We start from the raw sequence: 21,923 nt of genomic DNA, 5'->3' as shown, positions 1-21,923 counted from the left end.
GTCTATTAGCTCGATCGCATAGTCTTCTTCACAATCCAATAATTCGCTGAATAAGGCTTTAGTTTTATCTTTTACCTCTTCTTTTTTTGAACTATTACTCCTAAGATCGCCCAACCTTGTCCTCTCCCATTTTCAAAAGTAAATTCTAAATAAAAATAATTATACCACTTTTTTAGGTTAAATTTAGCGATCCAACAAAACATCCATTTTATTATTAAAACTATAACCGATTACAGCTTGTTCAACTTCTTGCCGAACAACATTCGAAATATCAGGTTTGAGAGCTGCCTTACGCATGATTTTCCATTCTTTTATTTCTTCATTTTCGTTGTCTAATTCTTTTGCCGCCCAATGAATCCGTCTAATTTGATATTCATCCACACTCTCGGTTACCTCTTCAAGATAGGCTTTGGTAAGTGGCATTTTGTTAATTTTTTTCTCAAGAAGTGGTAATTGTTGAATAGCTTTGCCTAATATGGAGACCGTTAATCGAACAGGCTTTTTTTCATTTAACAGCGCTTCAACCGCACGTTCGAGTTCTTTTTTAATTTTACGATCCCGCTCATCCCAATCGACTCTTTCATTAATATAAACACCCTTTTTCTTATCTGGTGAGTTTTCATTCAACCATTCTTTATCATGTCGATATAAAAACGTGTAGGCGGCGTTATCCAATTTTCTTAACTCTGTCTTGGATAACTCAGGGTTTTCTTCCCCCAAAGCAATCCACCTTTGTTTATACCCCAGTTCTCTTTCTAATTCTTCATTAAAGTTTTTAATTGGTAAAGGTTCTGGCTTTGATTCCGCATACTTAATTACCGTATTGGTATCTACACCTAAAAGACGTGCTGTTTCTCGATAGGACTTTTTATCCTTGTGTACATATTCTTCAAGTTTCTTCTGGAATACAGAACCAAAAGCCTTGATTCTCCCTCTTTTAAATTTGTCACTTTCTTTAGTGTCAGGTCCTCTTCTTGAATAAATAAAACCACAACTGCATTCAAAAGTTCCAACAGGCAATTTAGGCTTACCGTCTCTGGTGATTTTCACTTCTCTTATAACAGGCTTTCCATAATGATTACTTGCCTTGTTTAAACATAAATAAGGTCCTTTTCCAAACGGATGATACATGTTTTTAGAATCCTCTAAAATGGTATCCAACGTTTCATTTAAAAACAAAATCATTAACAGATGCCGTATAGGATGAAAACCTTTTTTGTGTTTTCTTACGATATTTTTAAGCCAACAATGTGGGTTATCATAATCAACGCTTGACTGAAGGATTTCTAACAGTTCTTCACCAAAAAGATGGATAAAATCATTGCTAAGTTTCTTATGATCCGTTTGACCTTTCACCGTTTTATACCCTTTTGATTGAAGTATGGCATGATACTTCGATTCAAGTTCAGCTAAGTTATAATTATATGAAGTTGTTGCAAGCTTTTGGCTTTCTTCTGCGATAACCCCTAACCACCTTCTTGTTTTATCATTTGCTTTTAATGTTTGATGGTTTGTCCCACAATTTTCAGGTGTAGCCTTGATGTATTCGTGCTTATTCTTCTCCCTAATGAGAACCTTACTTTCAACAATGGATTCATCATGTTCTAAACAGATAAAGACACTCGGTAGTTGATGAATCATACGCCAGTAGGTCTCTCCATATGCTTCTAGATCCTGTTCTAAACATTTAGGACAAAAACGAAAATAGGAAAACGGTTTGACATTGCTTGTTGTCATTCCTATCTTTGTTTGAATCGTCGTTTGACGTGTATCATTGACCATAGCATGATAAATATTTTCACGTTGTTTACGGGGTAAAAAATTGGTGTAGTAATTATACAATGAATGTTTGTTGATCCAAGTATCCACTTTGGGACCATCGAAGTGTTTGATTTTTTCGTAAAGATGTCCCAAATAAGTTGGAAAGTCAGCCGTAGCATAAGCTGATTTTGTACCAAATAAGTCATTTACTGTATCTTTGATAACAGTGTTTCCTGACTGAACGTGATACCTTGCAAAGACACTGTACATTAGTTCATTTTCGCGAATACTTGGAAAAAATCCGAGCATACTTTCACCCCCTTACACCGCCAACTCTTTCATTGGATTTTTAATATAACCATCATGATAAAGCGAATCATAAGCCGAAAAACGCTTTTTCTTACCCTTTTCAACCAACTTTTGAAGTTTGTTTGTTGATTTATTCTTGGACACTTTCTTTTTTGGTTTTTCATCTAACAATTCCATTGCTCTTTTGACAACTTCTTGTTTAGTCGGATTCTTAAGTTCTTTTAAAACCTTCATAACGGTCTTCTCGGCTTTTACAGGATCGTAGTCTAAAGAAATTAAAGAACTAACAACGTGTTCAATAATGGAGAGTTCCTTTTCTTGACGCCTTTCTTCATGAGCTTCTTTTTTGGCTTGAATTTTGGCTTTTAAATCAATTTGTGGCATTTGTTCTTTCAAGTAATCCTCAACATCCATCGGAATGATATCTTCATATTTTTCAATTTCGGAAATTAAACCAGATTTTAACGCCCTTAACATCGGTTGAACCAAACGCAATTCTTCTTTAGCAACTTTACGAATTAAAGCTGGTGTTATTTTCTCTTGACTTGTCCTTATGGCTCTTCCCTGGGAGAGCACAAACAGCTTCACCGCAATATCTACAATTCCTTGACTTTCTTCATAAAGGGTATCGTTTATTTCTGATGTTAATTCAGTGAAATTATTTGTCCATTGATACTCCCACATGGATTCAATCAAGATATCCCAATCATCATTTCTCTCCATCTGTTGCCAAACCATATCCCCTTGACCACTGCCACGTCTGGCTTGTCTAAAATCTCGTTGTAAAACAGTTCGTGCTTTCATCGTACCAATCATCATAACAGGTATTCCGATTTCATTAACCAAAGTGACAAAGAAATTCATCATTTTCTCTGATCCGTTATCTTTTGAGGTCAACAAATGCTGAATTTCATCAATAATTAAGGCACCTATACAGTGTAATCGTGATATTTGTCCCATTCGCGTGATCATGGAACTGATTGAATTTCTGGGTTTACCGTATTTTTCGAAATAATTCGTTCCAATTAGGTTGTCAATCTTCGAAAAGAAATCCATGCAAAGCGATTTTAAAGACCCATCGTGTGGGCAATTTAACTTAAGCCACACAATTTGAATCACATTCATAGGATCTTTATGCACAATCATTTGTGGATAAAGGGACAAAATTCGTTCAATTGCTGTTGTTTTTCCTATTCCTGAATAGCCCATGAGTGTAAAACTGGAAGCAAATGATCGAATATCAGGGATATCCTTAATTGCCTTTCCTTCTAGTAGCCCTTTGTGGAATTCGTTTAACACTTCGGTATGGTTTTTGGCAAGGGGATTTCTCCCTGTATAACCATGACGGATGAATCGAGAAAAACGGTCTTGCAAATCTAAATGCTGCCTGACTGGTTGAAAGAACCGCGTCATTCCCATAAGCCCATGATAGCGAAAGTGAGAAGAGAGTTCCCGCTCCTTTGGATCATAATTAGGCTCATAGCTTAATTGATCAAATGCTTCTTCTTGAGATAAAATTGGCGGTAAACATTCAATTAAAGGATTGCCACGATACATATCTATTTCTTGTTCTGTGTAGTGAGCAATCTGAGCTAATTTACCACTTTGCAACGGGACAGTTTGATAAAGTTGTGTTTCGCTCATTTATTCGCTTCCTTTCGTTTTCTAAACATGTCACGAACTGACGGTAATTCATAATCTTCCTTCGTTTCTGATTTGGGTTCTTCAAATGGGACAACCACAGTTTCTTGATCGTTTGATTCTTCTAAAGCAGCATCCAAATCGAAGACTTCTTTTTTACGATTAACTTCTTTTTCTGCTAAACGATTCTTTCGAATGTCACCTGTCTTTTGTCTCTTGCTGATTTCTTTCAGCGGTGTTTGTTTGGCATTCGCCTCTTTTATGGCTTCCTTTGCTATTTGTTCAATCGAACTTATAAAATTGACATTGTTCTCTAAACTCGTGTGTTTTTGTTTCTTATTATCCTGTCGTTCGCGTTTTAGTAGATCCTTAACTTCATCAAGTGATTTATTTTGATACCTTTCTTGATGGTCAAGAAGATAGCATGTTTCGTAAATCTTCTCGTTATCGTGGAGGTAAATCTTAGATACATTGCGTGCATCATACGAAACTTTTACCCCCCAGCTCCCTTTTTGATTTGGTTTTGCAAGCGTAAACCACGATTCTTTGACCGCTGTTTCACAACTATATAGCATACCTTGAAATTTGATACCTCGATTTGTTACTCTAGCATCACCTGTCGGCATAAGGTAAAAGCGAATGGTATTAGTTGGTGCAGTTTTTAATTTTCCAGCGCGATTGATTAAACCCCAATTCCAAAGTTCCTTTGGTGTGGGTTTGACACCTGCTTCAATCATTTCCTCTTCCCGAACATAACCTTCCATATAATGATTGTTATTATAATGAAGCACGAATTGGATCATAATCTTGGTATATTGTTCAAGTGTCAATTTTGCCTTAAGGCGATAATCCTCTGCCCCACGTTCTCTAAAATCTTTATCAATGTGTCCTGGTAAAAAAGGCTTGATTTGGCTTTGAGACGTATCAAACATCTTTTCAACGATTCCTTTCCAATCAGGGCGAAAAGCAGGATGGTTTTCTACTTTAACATTTAGTCCGTTGATGAGCGGTTCAACTTTATATCCTTCAAATTCGCCGTTATCTGCCAATATGATTTCAGGAAGATGCTCACATGCCCATTGGCTTTCCGAAATGGTAATCCCGAATTTCTTACAATACTCCACTTTGTTAGCCACAGTGTTTTCTAACGCCATCATCGCACCAATCCAAGAAGGACCTTCAAGACCGATATACATACCTGTAATCATTCGGCTAAAAACATCAATTACAAAATAAATAATAGGTCTCCCAATAATCCAATCTGGATTATAACTAGAAACTAGATAGACATCGCCAATCGTAGCATCAATTTGAAACCGAGAACCTGGTCCAAAGACTTCATATGTCGAAGAACCTAAAACAGCACGATGATTACGTTCAAAATCTTTTTTACCCTGTCTCTTGATAATCGTCTCTTCAACACCGAAATCTTTGGCAAACCAATATCGAAACATTCTTTCTGTTGGAACTTCTTCTTCATTTTTTAAGATGATTTTTAGAGCACCATCTTCATAATAACTATCAGATGAGTAATTCTCTTTAACCATCATTCGATAAGCATGAGCTAGAGAGTTCTTTTTGGAAGACAAATAGTATCGATAAATTGCATCTCTGATGTTTTTCTTGTCCTGTTCATGAAGGCTAAACTCTCCAGACTCTGTTTCAATTATTTCACCTATTTCTCTATCCTTTCCTTTAGCACCTGAACGTCCATAATCTGGTGTTAAAGCATCAATTGTTTTCCCTCTTTGCCAATAACGCCTTAAATATTTGTATAATGAGATTCTACTAATGCCTGTTTTCTTGACTAGTTTTTTAACAATTTCTCCCCTTTTGTCTCTTTGGTAGAGATAAGGCTCTAGTTCTACCACGGATCTAATGGCATCCCAAGCATCATCTCGGTGCTTTTTCTGTTTTTCAGTAATCGACACATTAATAGCTGGATGCCCGTCAAAATCTTTGACTTTGACGAGTTCATCCGAAACAATTTGTTGCCTAATCTCATTAGTAGATTGGACAAAGGGAATAGCTTTTTCATCATGGACATCTATGAGGTAAGCTATGATTCCCCCTTCATCAATCCATAAAATGCGGTACGTTAGACCCGAATCTACTGCCTTTAAAACATCGTTAACCGACAGCAATATCATGTTCTGTTACGACACCCCTTTCCCTCAATGAGAACTCACTTAATGGTTTTTGAAGATTGAATTTATGATACATATCAAACGAGAGCACTTTTTTACTAAAGAGATGTTTAAAGAAGTATAATGCCATGCCCTTGTTGAGATGGTATTCTTCTTCAAAAACCTTTGCAAATTCAGCCATACTGGTTGATTGATCATGGGTTCTTAACAGTTCAAGCATCACATCAACGAGATATTCTTCCTCTTCGTTTTCTAGGGTACTTGCACTGTGAACCCACATGATGTTCTTGATAAATTCAATCGGCATCTCCTTCTCGGTCACAATTCCCCAATCAATTCCCTTTCGCTCCCAATACTCACGTTCAATCTCGAACTTTTCAATCGTTCTTTCATCATTTAACAATTGGTTAGGTTTAACTGTTCTTGCAACGTACTCAATGTTGCCGTCAATTTTCCTTGTAACCATGAAGTCTGTCGTGAGAACAATAGGTGTTCCTGTTTTTGGATCAACAGGATGTTTGATTCCTTTTTCTTCCGCAATGGCATAAGTCTCTTCTCGTTCCAATGGAAATTGCTCACGAATATCAATCACATCATCCGCCCATTCCAATAAATAAAAATAGTTTCTCTCCAAATCTGAAAAGAAATGATGGACACGATTTGTTTTGTTTCCTTTAATTCGGTGAGACCTTCCATCCGAACGAACATCTTGAATGGTCAACCACGGATGGTAGGACGAAAACTCTCCACTTCCTCTACCTTCTTTTATATATTTAGCAATCTTCTTTTCTGTCCACTCTAATTTTCGCTTTGGCATTTACTCACATCCTTTTCAAGTTTAGACATTATAAGCATATGGAGTTAAGCATTATATTTCACTAGCAATAAGCACCACTGCTAAAAATACAGAAAATATATTTCTTTCATTTTTCAAATTTAAAATTTAGATAAAAAAATATTTTTGTCCTTTTTAAACCTTTTAATTTTTTAATTTTATTTATTTTTATTAAAAATTTAATCACCATTGATGTTATACATACATAACATTATTATCATTATTGCCAAAATTTGTTATACATATACAACAATTTAATTGATATTGATTTTATCAAATACAGAAAAAAGACTTGGGAAATCCCCAAGTCTAATATTTTATAACTGCCTATCTTTTTAATTTTTCTTTTTAACTTTGCTATTGTGGCTTTCTATCCGCTCTTTTAATAAAGATGATAGTAGTAAACATCAACACAACAACTGTTATTGACAATATAATTAATTTAGATGTTAAAAATGGATTCCAAATCGGTGGTTCGAATAGAAATATGTGCACCCATGGCATATATTTACCTAACGTCACAACTTCTAGTACAGTGTAAATTATAATAATTGTTAGTGATATCTCAATATTTTTTAACAGAATGATAAGCGTTGTTCCAAAAAGCATATAAAATAACACCAATAAAAAGAAATGAATAACATTTAGAAGCAATAATGACGAAATTCCATACTTTAATACAAATACAAGACTTAGAAGAAAAACACCTAATATATTAACTATAAAGTACCGTCCAAAATCAATGATGAATCGTTTAGAGTAATAAGGAACCAATGTCTCTTGAGCACCTTCTTCATACATTTCACTTAATCGATACATTAGGCACCAGCAAGAAAATGGAATGAAAACACCCTGTATTACAATGATGTTATTATAAATTCCTGATATTTCTCTTGGCACAAAAAGGATGAGAAAGAGAGCAAACAAAAACATTACGGATGGTATAAAAAACGTTAACCCCATTGCCTTTCGATCAAAAAGAAAGATTGCATAGATGCTTTCAATATAGTTCTTCATCTTTTCACATCCCTGACAACAGATAAATAACCATCAACTAACCTTGGAGATACCTGTTTCGCTTTTGCATCTCCTTCAACGGAAAAAAAACGAACACTTATGTCTTCTTCCTCCTCCATTATTTGTACAACTTCTTTTTCGCTCATGATAGAACCTAAATTATCTTGTGTCACATGGCATTCCCAAACATAACCCTTAGCATGAGCTTTAAGCTCATTTGGTGAACCTTCAAATACAACCTTTCCATTTTTTAAGACACCTATCTTTGTACTTAAAAACTCAATATCTTCAACAATGTGGGATGAGATAATAACAGTTCTTTCGGAACCAAGATTTCTTAACAAATTACGAAATCTTATTCGCTCTTCAATATCAAGACCCGCTGTCGGTTCATCAAAAATTAGTATTTTCGGGTCACCCATTAATAGTTGTGCTATCCCCACCCTTTTCCTCATTCCTCCTGATAGCTCTATCATTTTCTTATTTTCATGTCCTCTTAGGTTTACTTCTTTGATAACTTTATGAATCGTTGACTTGCGTTTAAGTTTATCCATTATTCCTTGCAAAATAGCGATATGGTCTAGGGCTTCTTCCACTGTAATATTTGGGTAAATCATAAAATCTTGTGGCAAGTATCCTATAAGTTTATTTTGTTTTACATACTTTCCCTTTGTATAATCTTCTCCATCAATTTCAACCTTTCCGCTATTCATAGAAATTAAGCTTGATAATATTTTCATTAATGTTGTTTTACCAGCACCATTAGGTCCTACCAAACCATAGATGCCTTCAATGTTTAATGAAATATTTGATAATACATCGTGCTTTTTAATTTTTTTACTTACTCCCGTTATTCTAATCATTCCATTTCCCCCTTAAAACCCTCTAGCAAATTAATAGTTTTAGACCATTTATCAGCCACGTTGTGCATTTCTTCATACCATAAAACTAAAAATTCCTCCTGCTGATCATCAGGCAATTCGATAAATTTTCCATAAAATGATTCAGGAACAAATTGTTGCCATAATGGACCATAACTGGATTGATAACCTAGCCCAAGTTGACTTTGAATATACCAAGCTGCGATTCTGTTAAAAGCATCGATTTGCTCATATTTTGAAAAGGATCTGTTATCATAATTCCAAAGTAATGCAGGTAAATACAGTTTTGGAATATCATCGGTCGCTGAACTAATATTCATCAATGTATTATGTTGAATAAGTAGATGGTCGCTACTTATAAAAGCATTGAATTTTGAATTATGGGGAGCAACAAGGACTATTTCTTCGGGTAGTTTTATCTCTTCAAGTTGGAACATTTCGATTACTTCCTTATGAACCTCAATTAAAGCTTTCTCATACACAACCCAATCCTCTGAAATATCGGACCATGAGTTTGGGTAAATAACTTTACGATCACCAAATTGCTCTTTCGTGAGCATCCCACCAACGACAGATATTCCTCCTGAAACTTCCCCCTCATACATTCCATCACCATTGGAAGATAAATTTGTATAGATTGGTAAATTCCCATTAAAAGATAATTGATATTTAATGGATTTCTCTGTTTGAAAAGAAGATACAATAAGCTCATCTGCAATTCCTTGGAACTTAAATGTGTCGAATGGTGGATGGTTTGCTTTTTTCGGAATCCAGCTAAAATAATTTGGTAAATACAAATAATCGTTATTTACTGGAAGAATCGCTGAATCATTTAACGTGTAGAAAAAGGTGATTTCATCTGATGTTTCTCCTGTTTCTCTTTCCACAATAACAAAATCACCTTGTTGAGAGTAAGGTAATCTTTTACCTTCTTGGTTAACTACCTTAGTTACATCGAAAAAACGATACATTGCAAACGCTAAGGATTTACTATTAATATTAGTTAGTGAAACCGTTGTTTCAGCGTTAACGTTATTTATTGCTTCTAGTTTAATGTTATATTCTTCGATTGAATACTGTAATTGATTTGTAGGGATTTCTAGTTGCTGTTCTTTATAATAGTTCATTTCATTTTTATAAGTCGCATTATCAAACACAAGCTTTCCACCTTCAAATATTTCTGGAAAGGTAAAAATGTTACCTGCAAGAATCACGATACTTGTGATAATTAAGGTTGCCTTCTCTCTTCCAGTACGAGTAGTTTTCAAAAGTACAATGAATAGAATACTAATAGCCACAAGAATCCAGAAAATAATCTTCATATACTTGGATAGTGAAACCTCATAACCAACTAAACCACTGTACATAGTTGAGATGCTCGATGTCCCGATATAAAACAAACTGCCTACATCTGAAAAAGAAACACTTTCAAAATAATCCGCAAATAGTTCTTGGTTAATAGGTCCGATTACTAACCAAACTATTATCATAACAACCAGGCTAACTTTTTTCTTGCCGAATATAAGTGCTGTTATAATTCCTAAGAAAAAAGCTAAAACAAATGGTAAGAACCAATAAACTACGATAAATGAAATGGTTAGGGCATAAAAAGGTGAAATTGGGATACCTGAAAAATAAAAATAAATAAAGATAAGACCAATCTGGGTGCCAATAAACAGAACCAAAAACAAGAGATGGTTACAAAGTAAAGAGGCAATTTTTATTAGTGTAATTTTAAAAGATCCAACAAATAAATTATTCACTCCAAATTTAAATTCATCGGAAAACAACTTATAGAAGAATACCATAAATAGTAACATGACACCCTGAACGATTAGTGTCATCTCTCCGACAAACACTCCATACCACATGTAGTCAAATTGTTCATTCAAATGGATAAAAAACCTAGCAATAAGCATAACAATCATAAATACCATAGTGCCTACATACAGGAAGCTTTTTAACATTTGTTTCAAATAAAAAATAAACAAACTCAAAAATAAACTCATTTTTTGCACCCCTTTAACCGTTATTACAAGTTTTTTAATAATCCTTACTTTCCTCATAGTTTACTTACGTTTTTTACGAAAGATAAGCGAAACATGGTAGAAGATTAAAGACGCAACGAGCCCCAAAGTCATAAAATTCAACAAACTACCAGCAATCAAATATGTTTCGCTTTCGGCGATCGTAAGAATCATTAAAAAGATAAAAGCTACTACGATCCCCAAAACACCATATATAACAAGTTTCGTTAAATAACGTTTCCATTTGGAATCAAACGTTTTTTGTCCGACAAGTTTATCAATTAAATAGGAACTTAAAATTCCACCTATTAAATATACAGGTAGAGAATACATGGCAAAAAGTAATGCTGTTGACCACAAAGGATTATAATAAACATTTGGTTCACGCTCAGACATTGGAACATGATTTAAATATGCCATTAAGAAACTAAATAAGATCGTTGATAATAAAGCAATTATAATTTTTTTAATCATCTATAAAACCTCCTTGATGTACTTTTTTATATAAGAATTAAGCAATAGCCAAATAGTTATGAGTACCCCAAATACAATGAATAAAGTAAAAGGGATTAAATATTGCCAATAGCTTTTCTTTTCATTTTGTTGCATTTGAACAAACCATGTATCGTTTAATGGATAACCTTTAGTAACTACTTCTTCTGAACTTGCAGGTTCCATTCCTAAATAAACATATTCAGCGTCTTGTACGTTAGCTGGAAAGGCTTCTTCTATACCTTCTTCGGAGTAATAAATGGAAAGGTGAATAATCTCCGATTTACCATTAAAGGAGCTTATTTGTTTTTTTATTTGGTCTTTTTCTTCCGCCGATAATTCAGCATCATCATTGATTTGTTTGGTAATCCGATCAGAAAGTTCGATTCGTTCCTTATTTGCATCGGGAGAGGTTATTGCAACCCATGAAAGAGCAATTAACCCGATAATAAATACACTGATTGAAAAACGTAACAGTTTTTTCGCAAAAAGCTGTTGCCCTTCGAAAAATTCCATTAATCCATTCGAGAGTTCTGTTTGATTCCCGAATAAATCTAACGCTATTTGGACAGCCTCTTTTTCAGATTTACCTTCAGCTTTTAACTCCTCAACAAGTTCCAACAGATGAGACCGCATTTCTTCTTTTAACTCTTTTATTTCCTCTTCCATTCCATCGAAATCTTGATAGACGGAATCAATATACTTGTCAATTTTCTTCATTTTGTTCTCCCCCTTCCAAAAAGCTATCGATCATATTTTTAACGAATTGCCATTCCTTTATTTTTTGTTCATAACCTTCATCACCTACTGATGTTAACTTGTAATACTTTCTTCTTCCACCTGGACCTTGCTCATCTCCCCAATACGATTCAATCCACTTATTCTTCTCCAATCGTTTCAAGGATAGATAAAGAGTGCCTTCTTTTAATTCAAATTGATTATCGCTTTTATCGCGAACGTATTTCGCTAACTCATAGCCATACATATCTCTGCTATGTAAAAGAGATAGTATTAATGTATCGATATGACCTTTTAATACTTCTTTATTTATCTCCAATGAATATCACCACCTATATTATCCATTATATATATATTACTATATAATGCAAGGTATTCATTCAAAAAAATATTGTTACATCTTTCCTACCAGAAATTCGCAATATTACGGTCTAACAAAAAACTGTATCCCTATAAAAAATACAGTTCATGTTATCATGTAAAATTTAATGTTTCTTTAACACCCTGTTTAATGTTCTTAATGTTTGAATCGTCTCCTCTTCATCATCCGTGATACAAGATTCAACTATTGTTACAAATAAAGCCTTTAATTCTTTAATAATGATGTCATTCTCTTTATGCTTCTCTAACTCTCCAGAAGATATATCATTTGTAATTTTGATCAACACATTCCTCCATGTTCGACTACTTCTAACCTTCTCACCAAAGAAAACCTTATTTACAAAACCAGGTTCCCATTGCTCCAATGCCTCAAAATATGCTTCTAAATACTTACCGCTAGTTTTGTTTTCTTCAATAAAATTTTTTAAGTAAGTGGTAACGTGGGCTATCCGAACAGAATCTCCAATTAAGCCTTGTTTATATAAGTTGTCTCTTGCAATCTTTGCGACATCATTTATTTCCTTCTCACTCAAATGACCGAGTGCTGAACGAAGTTTTTCCAAATACAAAACCGCTTCCTCCCAATATGGCTAATAATAAAAAATTCCATATCGGAGCGCTTAATACCTTTAATTTTCGTTCAACAAATAAAGACAAAAAGTACGTTACTCCATAACGGAATAACGTACTTTTTTATTTTGAGTTATTACACAGTAGTTAGGAAAGATCTTTTACGTTAAGGAAAGATCCTTTTGGTAAAGGAAAGAACTTTCTCGTAAAAGAAAGAACTTTAACGTCGAGATACATTTTTTTGTAAATAACTTCCCTCAACTACTCCACCGTAACACTCTTAGCCAGGTTACGTGGTTTATCTACATCACAATCACGATGTAGTGCAGCGTAATAAGCGAGCAATTGCATTGGTACTACCGATACTAGTGGTGTTAATAGCTCATGAACATGTGGTAATACGAATGAATCGTCTTCTTGCTCTAGACCTTCCATGCTTATAATACATGTTTTTGCACCACGCGCTGCTACTTCTTGTACGTTACCGCGAATAGAATAGTTGATGTTCGCTTGCGTTACAAGTGCTACAACAGGTGTATCCTGTTCGATTAGAGCAATCGTTCCGTGCTTTAATTCCCCGCCAGCGAAGCCTTCTGCTTGAATATAAGAAATCTCTTTTAGCTTCAAGGCCGCTTCCTGTACGACGTTATAGTCGCCACTTCTACCGATGAAGAACGCATTTCTTGTTGTTTCAAAATAATCTTTAGCGATCGATTCGAATTTTTCCTTTTGATCGGTTAGCGATTCCATTGCACTAGCGACGATCGCTAGCTCGCGTAGTGGATCAAAGTCAAACTTGAGTCCTTTCGCTTTTGCTGTATCAACAGCTAGAATAGCAAGCACCGCGATTTGAGCTGTGTAAGCCTTTGTAGAAGCAACAGCAATCTCTGGTCCTGCATGTAAGTGTAACGTGTAATCCGCTTCTCGAGAAAGGGTGGACCCTGGTACGTTAGTAATCGTCAACGCCGGGTGTCCTAATTCTTTAATTTTCACTAATACTGAACGGCTGTCTGCAGTTTCTCCACTTTGAGAGATGAATACAAACAATGGACTCTTTGATAAAAGTGGCATGTTATAAGAAAACTCACTTGCAATATGCACTTCTACAGGAATGTTGGCGATTTTCTCAATAAACTGCTTTCCAACAAGGCCCGCGTGATAACTAGTTCCAGCCGCAATTATATAAATTCGGTCTGCATCTAGCATCGCACTGCGTACATCGCTATCAAGTTTAATGTCATCATGCTCATCTTGGTATTCTTGAATGATCTTACGCATAACAAAGGGCTGTTCATCAATTTCTTTGAGCATGAAGTACGGATACGTTCCCTTTTCAATATCTGTTGCATCAATTTGAGCAACAAACGGTTCACGTTCTATTACCGTACCATCAAGTGTTTGAATTTCAACACGATCACGCTTTAAGATAACAATTTCTTTATCATTTATCTCCAAATAGCGATTCGTTTGCTTTAAGGTTGCCATAGCATCGCTAGCAATAACGTTAAAATCATCACCAAGACCAATTAGTAGTGGGCTTTTATTTTTTGCCACATAAATCATGTCTGGATTCTCAGCATCAATAACGCCAATTGCATAAGATCCTTTTAATTTTGCTACCGTTTGACGAAACGCTTCTTTTACATCTTTGCATTCGTTATACAGCACTTCGATAAGTTGAACAATGATCTCCGTATCAGTTTCACTCTTTAACGCAACATTTGCCAAGTACTGATCACGAATTTCATAGTAATTTTCAATTACGCCATTGTGAACAATCGTAAATTGACCAGAATTACTTTGATGTGGGTGCGCATTATCCTCACTAGGTTCGCCGTGAGTCGCCCAACGTGTATGACCTATCCCCATTGTTGCATGCACATTCTCATCCACTTTATTACGTAAAGCTGCAATGCGACCTTTAACTTTAAATAGGTGCATACCGTCCTCATTCAATGTTGCAATACCAGCTGAGTCATAGCCGCGATATTCCAATTTTTCTAATCCGTTCAATAAAACTTCTTTCGTATCATTATTTCCAATATATCCTACTATTCCACACATATCGTAGTTTCCTCCTTGAATTAAAGGGGCAAACAAACGACCTGCATAACAATTTCATTAGCCGGGGCGTTCACTTGCCCCTTTCTCGCGATGTTTTTCCACCTAGTCTTTATTTTTGTGCAAAGAGTCACCCCTTTGTTTTCAAATAAAAACATATCAGTTGAGATGGAACAACCGGGAGGTATCCGCCGAACTTACTCGATAATCCTCCTCCTCGTCAACTAACTTCCTACCGTGCGGAAATTAGTTCAGGCGCTTTTATATAATTTGTTAACATCGATCCTCCTATTCCTGCTTGAATGAAGCATCTATGCACTCTTGGTTTCCCCATTTAGAGGATTTTTAATCTTCCCCTGAGCACAAATGCTTTCTCTATTTTACTCAACTATATCGTAACAGGCAATCTTTTTTTAAAACCCGTTATAGAGGTTGTTCAAAAAGGTGCCAAATGATCAGCGGCGAACTCTAGAGTTGGTTCATCTTTCCGGTTATGGAAAAGCAAATCACTTTTCCTTACCTCACGAGCGGAAAAGCCTACACTGTGGTCGCGGGGACTTTCACCGCCTCGACCTTTTTGCTGCTAATTCGTCACTTTTTTGAACACGAACTTATATTACAAATTTATGCGTAAGGTGCACCTAACGTGCCTCCTCACGCATAAATTTTTATCCTATTACGCCTAATTTCCTTTGAATGACTTCAACCACTTCATCGGCGTATCGCTCACAATCCGCTTCTGTTGGTGCTTCTACCATTACACGTATTAATGGCTCTGTACCTGAAGGTCGCACAAGCACACGTCCTTGATCTCCCATTTCTTGTTCAACCTTTTCAATAACTTCTTGAATGGTTGGATCAACAAAAGCTTGTTGGCGATCAATTACTTTAATATTTTTCAACACTTGTGGGAATTTCTCCATCTCACCAGCTAGTTCTGATAACGGCTTCCCTGTTTCTTTCATCACATTTACTAGCTGTAAGGCTGTTAACATGCCGTCACCTGTTGTAATGTAATCTAAGAAGATAATATGGCCGGATTGTTCACCACCAAGGTTATATCCACCTCGTCGCATTTCTTCCATAACGAAACGATCTCCAACGGCTGTTTTATCACTCTTCATTCCATTCGCTTCAATTGCTTTATAAAAACCTAAGTTACTCATTACTGTAGACACGACTGTTGAATGACGCAACAATCCTTTATCGTTAAAATACTTCGCACAAATAAACATGATTTGGTCGCCATCAATAATCTTGCCCTGCTCATCAATTGCAATCAGGCGATCACCATCTCCATCAAATGCTAACCCAATATCTGCTTGCTTTTCCTCAACAAATGCTTGTAGTGTCTCGGGATGTGTCGAACCAACACCAGAATTAATGTTTAACCCATCCGGAGATGTACCAATCGTAGAAATATCCGCTTCTAAATCGGCAAATAAATGCGGCGCCAATGATGAAGTTGAGCCATTCGCACAATCCAATGCTATATGCAGTCCATCAAATTCATTATCGACAGATTGTTTTAGATATTGAATGTACTTTTGACCACCCTCAAAGTAATCGGTAATTTGGCCAACATCTGCTCCCACAGGTCGTGGAAGTTCATCCGTTTGACTATCGATTAAATCTTCTATTTCTTTTTCTTGTTGATCTGATAGTTTAAAACCATCTGGACCAAAGAATTTGATCCCATTATCCTCAACCGGATTATGTGAAGCAGAAATCATCACACCAGCCTGTGCACTCATCGCTTTTGTTAAAAAGGCAACACCTGGAGTAGAAATAACACCTAAACGCATGACTTCAGCACCAATGGACAATAAACCTGCCGCTAGTGCACCTTCTAACATATTCCCTGAAATCCGTGTGTCACGACCGATTAGCACCTTTGGCTTCTCAGCGTTTCTTGTAAGTATATATCCACCATATCGCCCTAGTTTAAATGCTAATTCAGGGGTTAACTCTTTATTGGCAATTCCTCTAACACCATCTGTTCCAAAATATCTTCCCATGATGCACATCTCCTTTTCTTGCTTTTAGAAGAACGTAGCTTATCGACCAATCATTTGGCTGATGCCTGTTTTCTTTATTTCCTTGATTATGTCTGAAAACATATGATCTATTCAATTAACACATCTGCATCTTCCAATGGTAACTGGATAGTTACATTGTCTGGAGCATTCATCTTTATTGGAATAGTATGCTCTCCCGATTGTAATTCAGCTGCATTAATAGATAATTGAATGTCATCTAATTCTAGGTTATTTACGATTTCTTCTGCGCCTACAACTGTTATATTCATAACACCCTCGTTCGGTGAGACAAAAGATAGCGCTGCATTCTCATCTAGATTTTCTACAGTAATTGGTACATTTTCAATCGTTCTTTCGACCATCTGTGCAATCTCAATCGTTACACTCACTTGTTCTTGATCTACTTTTCGAACATTACCAGGAACAGTTAAAGGGACTTCAATTGTTGTTGTTTCTGTAATCTGACTCAAATCAATAGGCTCTGTTTTTAGCTTGTCCAAATTGTTTAAATCCTCTTCCGAAGCATATACTCTCACTTCGCCTGGTCTTGTTGAAGTCGCAAGGATATAATAACCTTCTGGAATTTCCCCAGTAGTTGTTGCTTCGACTGGAACTAAGCTATTCGGACTATTGATATCTACTGTTATTTCCACTGTTGATGGCTCTACACGAACATTTAACTCATTACCTTGATTATCATATACCTTGATCGGTACTTCATTTAGTCGGATTGTTTCATCGGCATCCCGTAGGTCAACAAATGCTTTAACAATAGAGATTTTATCAACGATACTCTTAGAACTTGTTATGACTACTTGAGCAGGACTAATGGTAGCATCACCTAGCTCAAATCCTGCTGGTAACTCGTTCTGATTTAAATACTCAAGCGTTACATCAAACGATTCACTCGCTCGTTCTTCAATGGTTACCTCCACTTGTCCTGGCTCAATATAAGCTGTTAAGCTTTCTGATATACCCGAATGTAAAATATCGACCATATGTGTTCCAGGTTCTAAGCCTTGCAAATCGACAAACACGTCAAAATTCCGCTGTCTTGCTACAGGCGTTGCAATACTATTAGGCCCTTCTAACGTCACTGTTACCGTATCAGGTACACCACTAACAGATTTATCATCATCTATTTTTATATTAACTAGTACATCCTCGACTACTTGCGCTTCATCAGAGGTGCCTAAATCATTCTCATCGACTCTGGCTTCTGATTGATATTGATTTTCACTAAGGGTTACTGCAGTATACAAAAGAATAGCCATTACTAAAGATACGATTCGTATAACCCATGTACGCTTTAACCAATTATCCATTCTTCTTCCCCCTCCAGCTCCAGTTTCTTGTCGCAGGGGCTTTGTATTTCTCTTCCAATTCTGTATGTAGCATTTGGACCAACCGATCCTGGTTCAAATCTCTATGTAGCTCACCATTTTTGGTACAAGATATTTGCCCAGTCTCTTCAGATACAATAATGGTTAATGCATCTGTTACTTCACCAATACCCATTGCCGCACGGTGTCTTGTTCCCAGTTCTTTAGAAATGAATGGGTTCTCTGACAGTGGCAAATAACATGCTGCCGCAACTATTTCATCATTCTTAATAATAACAGCCCCATCATGAAGTGGCGTATTAGGAATAAAGATGTTTGTTAATAATTCACTTGTTAACTGTCCACGTACAGGAATACCTGTCTCAATGTAGTCTCCCATTGCAGTTTCTCTTTCAATTGTGATCAAGGCACCAATTCTTCGCTTGGCCATATAGTTGCATGATTTAACAATCGCTTCAATTGAAACATTGATTCGTTCTTCTTCAGATTTAGCATTTCTTGTAAAGAAACTACCTCTACCTAACTGTTCAAGTGCACGTCTTAATTCAGGCTGAAATAGGATAATGATCACGAGAAATCCATAAAGAATTGCTTGCTGCATAATCCACTGAACAGTTCTTAAATCAAACAAGATACTTAAAAACCAAATTCCGAGCACGACAAAGATCCCTTTTAATAATTGAATCGCTTTCGTACCTCTAATTAACATGATTAATTTATATAAAACATACCAAACAAGGGCGATATCTACACCAATCCGAAACAGTCCTAAAATGTTCCATCCCCCATCAAGCATGCGCATTCATCCTAGCTCTCATGAGTTCCTCTTCCTATCTGTTAAAAGATGACTTTACTTATTATAGCATACTTCTATTTTAATCAATAATTACGAGTCTATGTCAATAATAATACAGTTGCTAAAAACCCTTGTTGTCCTATCAAGACAACAAAGGTTAGGAATAGACATTCTAATTACCTAAAGTAAACACCTGTTTTACTATCGCTTTTATGTTATACCAAATATAATCGAATATTTGATTGACCTGCTTAATATCGCCGCTAATCTCTCCCGCAGACGCCTTTAGATGCTGACCATTAATGATAACAACATTTCCATCGACGGATCCATCTATCTTTAGATCACCATTTTTCACTACAAGGTCACCTTCTACAGTAACTCCTTCTGGTACAATCACTGTATCATCCTGAATAACAAGTCCTTGGCCTTTTGAATATGTTAGTTGTCCATCCTGATCCCACTCCATGAGTACAGATCCAAACATGAAAATAAAAAAGATTGCCGCAGCTATTACAACCGGATGAGCCCGGAACCATCTCATATAACTTACTCGCTTTTTCTCTCTTGGCAAGTTAGCCATCACATTTTTTGTGAAATTGACCGGTGCTTGTATATGGCTATTACTTTCTAACATTGCTACTGTTTTTTTCAATTCATGAAAATGTTGCTGACATGATGGACATGATTGTAGATGTAGACGTAATTGTTGCTCTTCTTGTTTTGTTATATCTCCATCTAGATAATTATGCATAGATTCTACAATTTTAGTGTCACATGGCATGTTTGTTCACACTCCTTTACAAATGACGAAGCCTCTTTCGAAGTGCTTCTCTCCCCCTGTGAATACGAGTTTTAACTGTACCTACAGGAATATCTAAGATTTCACTAATCTCATTGAGAGACAACTCTTCGACAAACCTTAAAGCAATGACACTTCGATATTTAGCTGGAAGCTCCATAATCTCTTTTTGGATATACGTTTGTATTTCTAAACTCTCTACTTCCTCTTCAGGTAACGCTTGGTCTGCTGGAAGTTGCGAATACATATCCAAACCATCTGTTCCTTGAACTTCGGCATCTAAAAAGTAGTCTGGCTTCTTTTTGCGAATACGATCAATCGTTAAATTCGTCGTAATCCGATATAACCAAGTTGAGAATTTACGACTTTCATCATACGATTGTATATTTACAAAGGCGCGGATAAATGCTTCTTGTGCTATGTCTTCAGCTTCATGTGTATTACCAATAATCCGGAAACTGACCTGGAAGACTTTGTTTTGATAAAAATCAACGACATCTTCAAATGCCGCATGGTCTCCCCTTTTTACCTGTTTGATCTTTTCTTTTATTATTGTCTCCATTTGCTAATTACCTCCGCTACATTTGCGGTCACTACCTATACGAGCGACGTAACCTTGAGGTTTCATTTATTTAAAAAACTTTTCTAATGTTTATATTTAAAATAATAGGGTAAATATTTACCATATTATATTATAACAGTTTAGGAGGATTTCATGGATAGAAATCTGTATCTTTTGACAAAAATTGAAACATGCCGTAAAGAGATGGTTGGTTTATACAACACATACCACGATTTAACGTCTGATGCAGTTATAGCCGTAAGCTCCAAACTAGACTATTGGTTAAATCAATATGATAATGCTGACAAGTAGTTCCGTATATAAATCACCACTCATTCCTGTATCCTGAGTTTATTATTAGCAAGAGTAGGCGAAAAACACCTATAATAATTCATCCATAAAAAAAGGATTTAATCGATAAAGTATATCGATTAAATCCTTTTTTTATGGATGGAGCCTAGCGGGATCGAACCGCTGACCTCCTGCGTGCAAAGCAGGCGCTCTCCCAGCTGAGCTAAGGCCCCGAATTGTGGAATCAAATGGGTTCTATTCCCGAAACCTATCCTTTAATTTGATAATTTAGAGTGAGCCATGGAGGATTCGAACCTCCGACCCTCTGATTAAAAGTCAGATGCTCTACCGGCTGAGCTAATGGCTCATATCAAGATCTTTAGAAGCTATTTTAAAGCAAAAAAAAATGGCTGGGCTACTAGGATTCGAACCTAGGAATGACGGCACCAAAAGCCGTTGCCTTACCGCTTGGCGATAGCCCAAAAACAAAAAACAGTGCTAAACAATCGGCACTCTTAGCATGTACTATATTTGTTTTCTTATTCATAAAATGGTGGAGGGAGTAGGACTCGAACCTACGAACCCGATGGGAGCGGATTTACAGTCCGCCGCGTTTGGCCAACTTCGCTATCCCTCCATCAACCTATAAATAATGTTACAAGTGGTGCCGGCCAGAGGACTTGAACCCCCAACCTACTGATTACAAGTCAGTTGCTCTACCAATTGAGCTAGGCCGGCATATGGTGGAGGATGCAGGGCTCGAACCTGCGACCCCCTGCTTGTAAGGCAGGTGCTCTCCCAGCTGAGCTAATCCTCCAAGTAAGATAATCCTTTTAAATAAGAATTGTTTTCATTAATTCAATATTTTTTTGGTAAGTTATTTTCGCTTTGGCGAAAAAACTTTAGTGACCCGTACGGGATTCGAACCCGTGATACCGCCGTGAAAGGGCGGTGTCTTAACCACTTGACCAACGGGCCATAAAAAATAATCTTAACAGAGCTTCCAGCCGGACTTGAACCGGCGACCTCTTCCTTACCATGGAAGCGCTCTACCGACTGAGCTATGGAAGCAAATGGCTCCACAGGTAGGACTCGAACCTACGACCGATCGGTTAACAGCCGATTGCTCTACCACTGAGCTACTGTGGAATGAATTTAAATGTGAATGTTACACATATATCTTGCTTCACAAAGCTGACTGTTATGCTAACTCTATTGTAATATTGTTCG

Annotated in this window: 18 protein-coding genes and 9 tRNA genes; 1 reads left to right on the top strand and 26 read right to left on the bottom strand. The window is 36.4% G+C overall.

Features of this window, described 5'->3' with window-relative positions; all coding sequences use genetic code 11:
* Positions 1–183 precede the first annotated feature (183 nt).
* The 17 genes from ACI6MV_RS18565 to sigW all read right to left on the bottom strand — a co-directional run bounded on the left by ACI6MV_RS18565 (position 184) and on the right by sigW (position 20,402).
* Complete coding sequence (locus ACI6MV_RS18565) at positions 184–2,070, bottom strand: TnsD family Tn7-like transposition protein (protein WP_407271813.1); 1,887 nt, start codon at positions 2,068–2,070, stop codon at positions 184–186.
* A gap of 12 nt (positions 2,071–2,082) precedes the next feature.
* Entirely contained in the window at positions 2,083–3,714 is a 1,632-nt protein-coding gene (locus ACI6MV_RS18560; RefSeq protein WP_407271812.1) for an AAA family ATPase, read from the bottom strand.
* Positions 3,711–5,861 carry a Mu transposase C-terminal domain-containing protein gene (locus ACI6MV_RS18555; RefSeq protein ID WP_407271811.1) on the bottom strand — a complete coding sequence of 717 codons (2,151 nt, stop codon included), beginning with the start codon at positions 5,859–5,861 and terminating at the stop codon, positions 3,711–3,713. Before ACI6MV_RS18555 ends, ACI6MV_RS18560 begins: the two co-directional genes overlap by 4 nt.
* Positions 5,842–6,675, bottom strand: a complete 834-nt coding sequence (locus ACI6MV_RS18550) for a TnsA endonuclease N-terminal domain-containing protein (protein WP_407271810.1) — start codon at positions 6,673–6,675, stop codon at positions 5,842–5,844. The genes ACI6MV_RS18555 and ACI6MV_RS18550 overlap by 20 nt, the downstream gene beginning before the upstream one ends.
* 375 nt (positions 6,676–7,050) lie before the next feature.
* Positions 7,051–7,710, bottom strand: coding sequence for a hypothetical protein (locus ACI6MV_RS18545; RefSeq protein WP_407271809.1), 660 nt, complete (start codon positions 7,708–7,710; stop codon positions 7,051–7,053).
* The gene (locus ACI6MV_RS18540; RefSeq protein WP_407271808.1) at positions 7,707–8,573 is read right to left on the bottom strand and encodes an ABC transporter ATP-binding protein; all 867 of its coding nucleotides are present in this window, start codon (positions 8,571–8,573) and stop codon (positions 7,707–7,709) included. The genes ACI6MV_RS18545 and ACI6MV_RS18540 overlap by 4 nt, the downstream gene beginning before the upstream one ends.
* Positions 8,570–10,600 carry an ABC transporter permease gene (locus ACI6MV_RS18535; protein WP_407271807.1) on the bottom strand — a complete coding sequence of 677 codons (2,031 nt, stop codon included), beginning with the start codon at positions 10,598–10,600 and terminating at the stop codon, positions 8,570–8,572. The genes ACI6MV_RS18540 and ACI6MV_RS18535 overlap by 4 nt, the downstream gene beginning before the upstream one ends.
* 60 nt (positions 10,601–10,660) lie before the next feature.
* Positions 10,661–11,092 carry a hypothetical protein gene (locus tag ACI6MV_RS18530; protein WP_407271806.1) on the bottom strand — a complete coding sequence of 144 codons (432 nt, stop codon included), beginning with the start codon at positions 11,090–11,092 and terminating at the stop codon, positions 10,661–10,663.
* The gene (locus ACI6MV_RS18525; protein WP_407271805.1) at positions 11,093–11,830 is read right to left on the bottom strand and encodes a permease prefix domain 1-containing protein; all 738 of its coding nucleotides are present in this window, start codon (positions 11,828–11,830) and stop codon (positions 11,093–11,095) included.
* Positions 11,817–12,167, bottom strand: a complete 351-nt coding sequence (locus tag ACI6MV_RS18520) for a PadR family transcriptional regulator (protein WP_407271804.1) — start codon at positions 12,165–12,167, stop codon at positions 11,817–11,819. The genes ACI6MV_RS18525 and ACI6MV_RS18520 overlap by 14 nt, the downstream gene beginning before the upstream one ends.
* 166 nt (positions 12,168–12,333) lie before the next feature.
* Positions 12,334–12,798, bottom strand: coding sequence for a hypothetical protein (locus ACI6MV_RS18515; protein ID WP_407271803.1), 465 nt, complete (start codon positions 12,796–12,798; stop codon positions 12,334–12,336).
* A gap of 262 nt (positions 12,799–13,060) precedes the next feature.
* Complete coding sequence (gene glmS, locus ACI6MV_RS18510; protein ID WP_407271802.1) at positions 13,061–14,863, bottom strand: glutamine--fructose-6-phosphate transaminase (isomerizing); 1,803 nt, start codon at positions 14,861–14,863, stop codon at positions 13,061–13,063.
* Between the two features lie 665 nt (positions 14,864–15,528).
* On the bottom strand, positions 15,529–16,878 hold the full coding sequence (gene glmM, locus ACI6MV_RS18505; protein ID WP_407271801.1) for a phosphoglucosamine mutase: 1,350 nt from the start codon (positions 16,876–16,878) through the stop codon (positions 15,529–15,531).
* Between the two features lie 107 nt (positions 16,879–16,985).
* Positions 16,986–18,224 carry a CdaR family protein gene (locus tag ACI6MV_RS18500; protein ID WP_407271800.1) on the bottom strand — a complete coding sequence of 413 codons (1,239 nt, stop codon included), beginning with the start codon at positions 18,222–18,224 and terminating at the stop codon, positions 16,986–16,988.
* A complete protein-coding gene (cdaA, locus tag ACI6MV_RS18495) occupies positions 18,217–19,038 on the bottom strand; it encodes a diadenylate cyclase CdaA (RefSeq protein ID WP_407271799.1) in 822 nt (273 codons plus the stop codon). Before cdaA ends, ACI6MV_RS18500 begins: the two co-directional genes overlap by 8 nt.
* A gap of 172 nt (positions 19,039–19,210) precedes the next feature.
* Entirely contained in the window at positions 19,211–19,822 is a 612-nt protein-coding gene (locus ACI6MV_RS18490) for a zf-HC2 domain-containing protein (RefSeq protein ID WP_407271798.1), read from the bottom strand.
* A gap of 16 nt (positions 19,823–19,838) precedes the next feature.
* Complete coding sequence (gene sigW, locus ACI6MV_RS18485) at positions 19,839–20,402, bottom strand: RNA polymerase sigma factor SigW (protein WP_407271797.1); 564 nt, start codon at positions 20,400–20,402, stop codon at positions 19,839–19,841.
* 153 nt (positions 20,403–20,555) lie between these two features.
* Between sigW and ACI6MV_RS18480 the strand changes: the two genes are divergently transcribed.
* Entirely contained in the window at positions 20,556–20,714 is a 159-nt protein-coding gene (locus tag ACI6MV_RS18480; RefSeq protein ID WP_407271796.1) for a Spo0E family sporulation regulatory protein-aspartic acid phosphatase, read from the top strand.
* A 139-nt stretch (positions 20,715–20,853) separates the two neighbouring features.
* On the opposite strand, the gene ACI6MV_RS18475 is transcribed toward ACI6MV_RS18480, so the two are convergent.
* The 9 genes from ACI6MV_RS18475 to ACI6MV_RS18435 form a co-directional block, all read right to left on the bottom strand.
* Positions 20,854–20,926: transfer RNA gene (locus ACI6MV_RS18475), tRNA-Ala, on the bottom strand.
* Positions 20,927–20,987: 61 nt separating this feature from the next.
* Positions 20,988–21,060: transfer RNA gene (locus ACI6MV_RS18470), tRNA-Lys, on the bottom strand.
* A gap of 40 nt (positions 21,061–21,100) precedes the next feature.
* A tRNA-Gln gene (locus tag ACI6MV_RS18465) sits at positions 21,101–21,175 on the bottom strand.
* A gap of 69 nt (positions 21,176–21,244) precedes the next feature.
* A tRNA-Tyr gene (locus ACI6MV_RS18460) sits at positions 21,245–21,330 on the bottom strand.
* Between the two features lie 25 nt (positions 21,331–21,355).
* Positions 21,356–21,431 (bottom strand) — tRNA-Thr (locus ACI6MV_RS18455).
* A gap of 3 nt (positions 21,432–21,434) precedes the next feature.
* Positions 21,435–21,510, bottom strand: a tRNA-Val gene (locus ACI6MV_RS18450).
* Between the two features lie 89 nt (positions 21,511–21,599).
* Positions 21,600–21,671: transfer RNA gene (locus tag ACI6MV_RS18445), tRNA-Glu, on the bottom strand.
* 20 nt (positions 21,672–21,691) lie between these two features.
* Positions 21,692–21,764, bottom strand: a tRNA-Thr gene (locus ACI6MV_RS18440).
* 3 nt (positions 21,765–21,767) lie between these two features.
* Positions 21,768–21,842 (bottom strand) — tRNA-Asn (locus ACI6MV_RS18435).
* Positions 21,843–21,923: the final 81 nt, after the last annotated feature.

Origin of the sequence: Radiobacillus sp. PE A8.2, assembly GCF_045635475.1 — a bacterium.
In the GTDB taxonomy this organism is placed as follows: Bacteria; Bacillota; Bacilli; order Bacillales; family Amphibacillaceae; genus JBJGXI01.
The sequence above is the reverse complement of the archived record's forward strand: the minus strand, read 5'-3'. Positions and strand labels throughout refer to the sequence as shown.

Coding starts and splice junctions, on each gene's coding strand:
- ACI6MV_RS18545 (WP_407271809.1), bottom strand. CDS start 7,710: ATGAAGAACTATATTGAAAGCATCTATGCAATCTTTCTTTTTGATCGA.
- ACI6MV_RS18555 (WP_407271811.1), bottom strand. CDS start 5,861: ATGATATTGCTGTCGGTTAACGATGTTTTAAAGGCAGTAGATTCGGGT.
- glmM (WP_407271801.1), bottom strand. CDS start 16,878: ATGGGAAGATATTTTGGAACAGATGGTGTTAGAGGAATTGCCAATAAA.
- ACI6MV_RS18540 (WP_407271808.1), bottom strand. CDS start 8,573: ATGATTAGAATAACGGGAGTAAGTAAAAAAATTAAAAAGCACGATGTA.
- sigW (WP_407271797.1), bottom strand. CDS start 20,402: ATGGAGACAATAATAAAAGAAAAGATCAAACAGGTAAAAAGGGGAGAC.
- ACI6MV_RS18480 (WP_407271796.1), top strand. CDS start 20,556: ATGGATAGAAATCTGTATCTTTTGACAAAAATTGAAACATGCCGTAAA.
- ACI6MV_RS18500 (WP_407271800.1), bottom strand. CDS start 18,224: ATGGATAATTGGTTAAAGCGTACATGGGTTATACGAATCGTATCTTTA.
- ACI6MV_RS18535 (WP_407271807.1), bottom strand. CDS start 10,600: ATGAGTTTATTTTTGAGTTTGTTTATTTTTTATTTGAAACAAATGTTA.
- cdaA (WP_407271799.1), bottom strand. CDS start 19,038: ATGCTTGATGGGGGATGGAACATTTTAGGACTGTTTCGGATTGGTGTA.
- ACI6MV_RS18565 (WP_407271813.1), bottom strand. CDS start 2,070: ATGCTCGGATTTTTTCCAAGTATTCGCGAAAATGAACTAATGTACAGT.
- ACI6MV_RS18550 (WP_407271810.1), bottom strand. CDS start 6,675: ATGCCAAAGCGAAAATTAGAGTGGACAGAAAAGAAGATTGCTAAATAT.
- ACI6MV_RS18560 (WP_407271812.1), bottom strand. CDS start 3,714: ATGAGCGAAACACAACTTTATCAAACTGTCCCGTTGCAAAGTGGTAAA.
- glmS (WP_407271802.1), bottom strand. CDS start 14,863: ATGTGTGGAATAGTAGGATATATTGGAAATAATGATACGAAAGAAGTT.
- ACI6MV_RS18525 (WP_407271805.1), bottom strand. CDS start 11,830: ATGAAGAAAATTGACAAGTATATTGATTCCGTCTATCAAGATTTCGAT.
- ACI6MV_RS18490 (WP_407271798.1), bottom strand. CDS start 19,822: ATGCCATGTGACACTAAAATTGTAGAATCTATGCATAATTATCTAGAT.
- ACI6MV_RS18530 (WP_407271806.1), bottom strand. CDS start 11,092: ATGATTAAAAAAATTATAATTGCTTTATTATCAACGATCTTATTTAGT.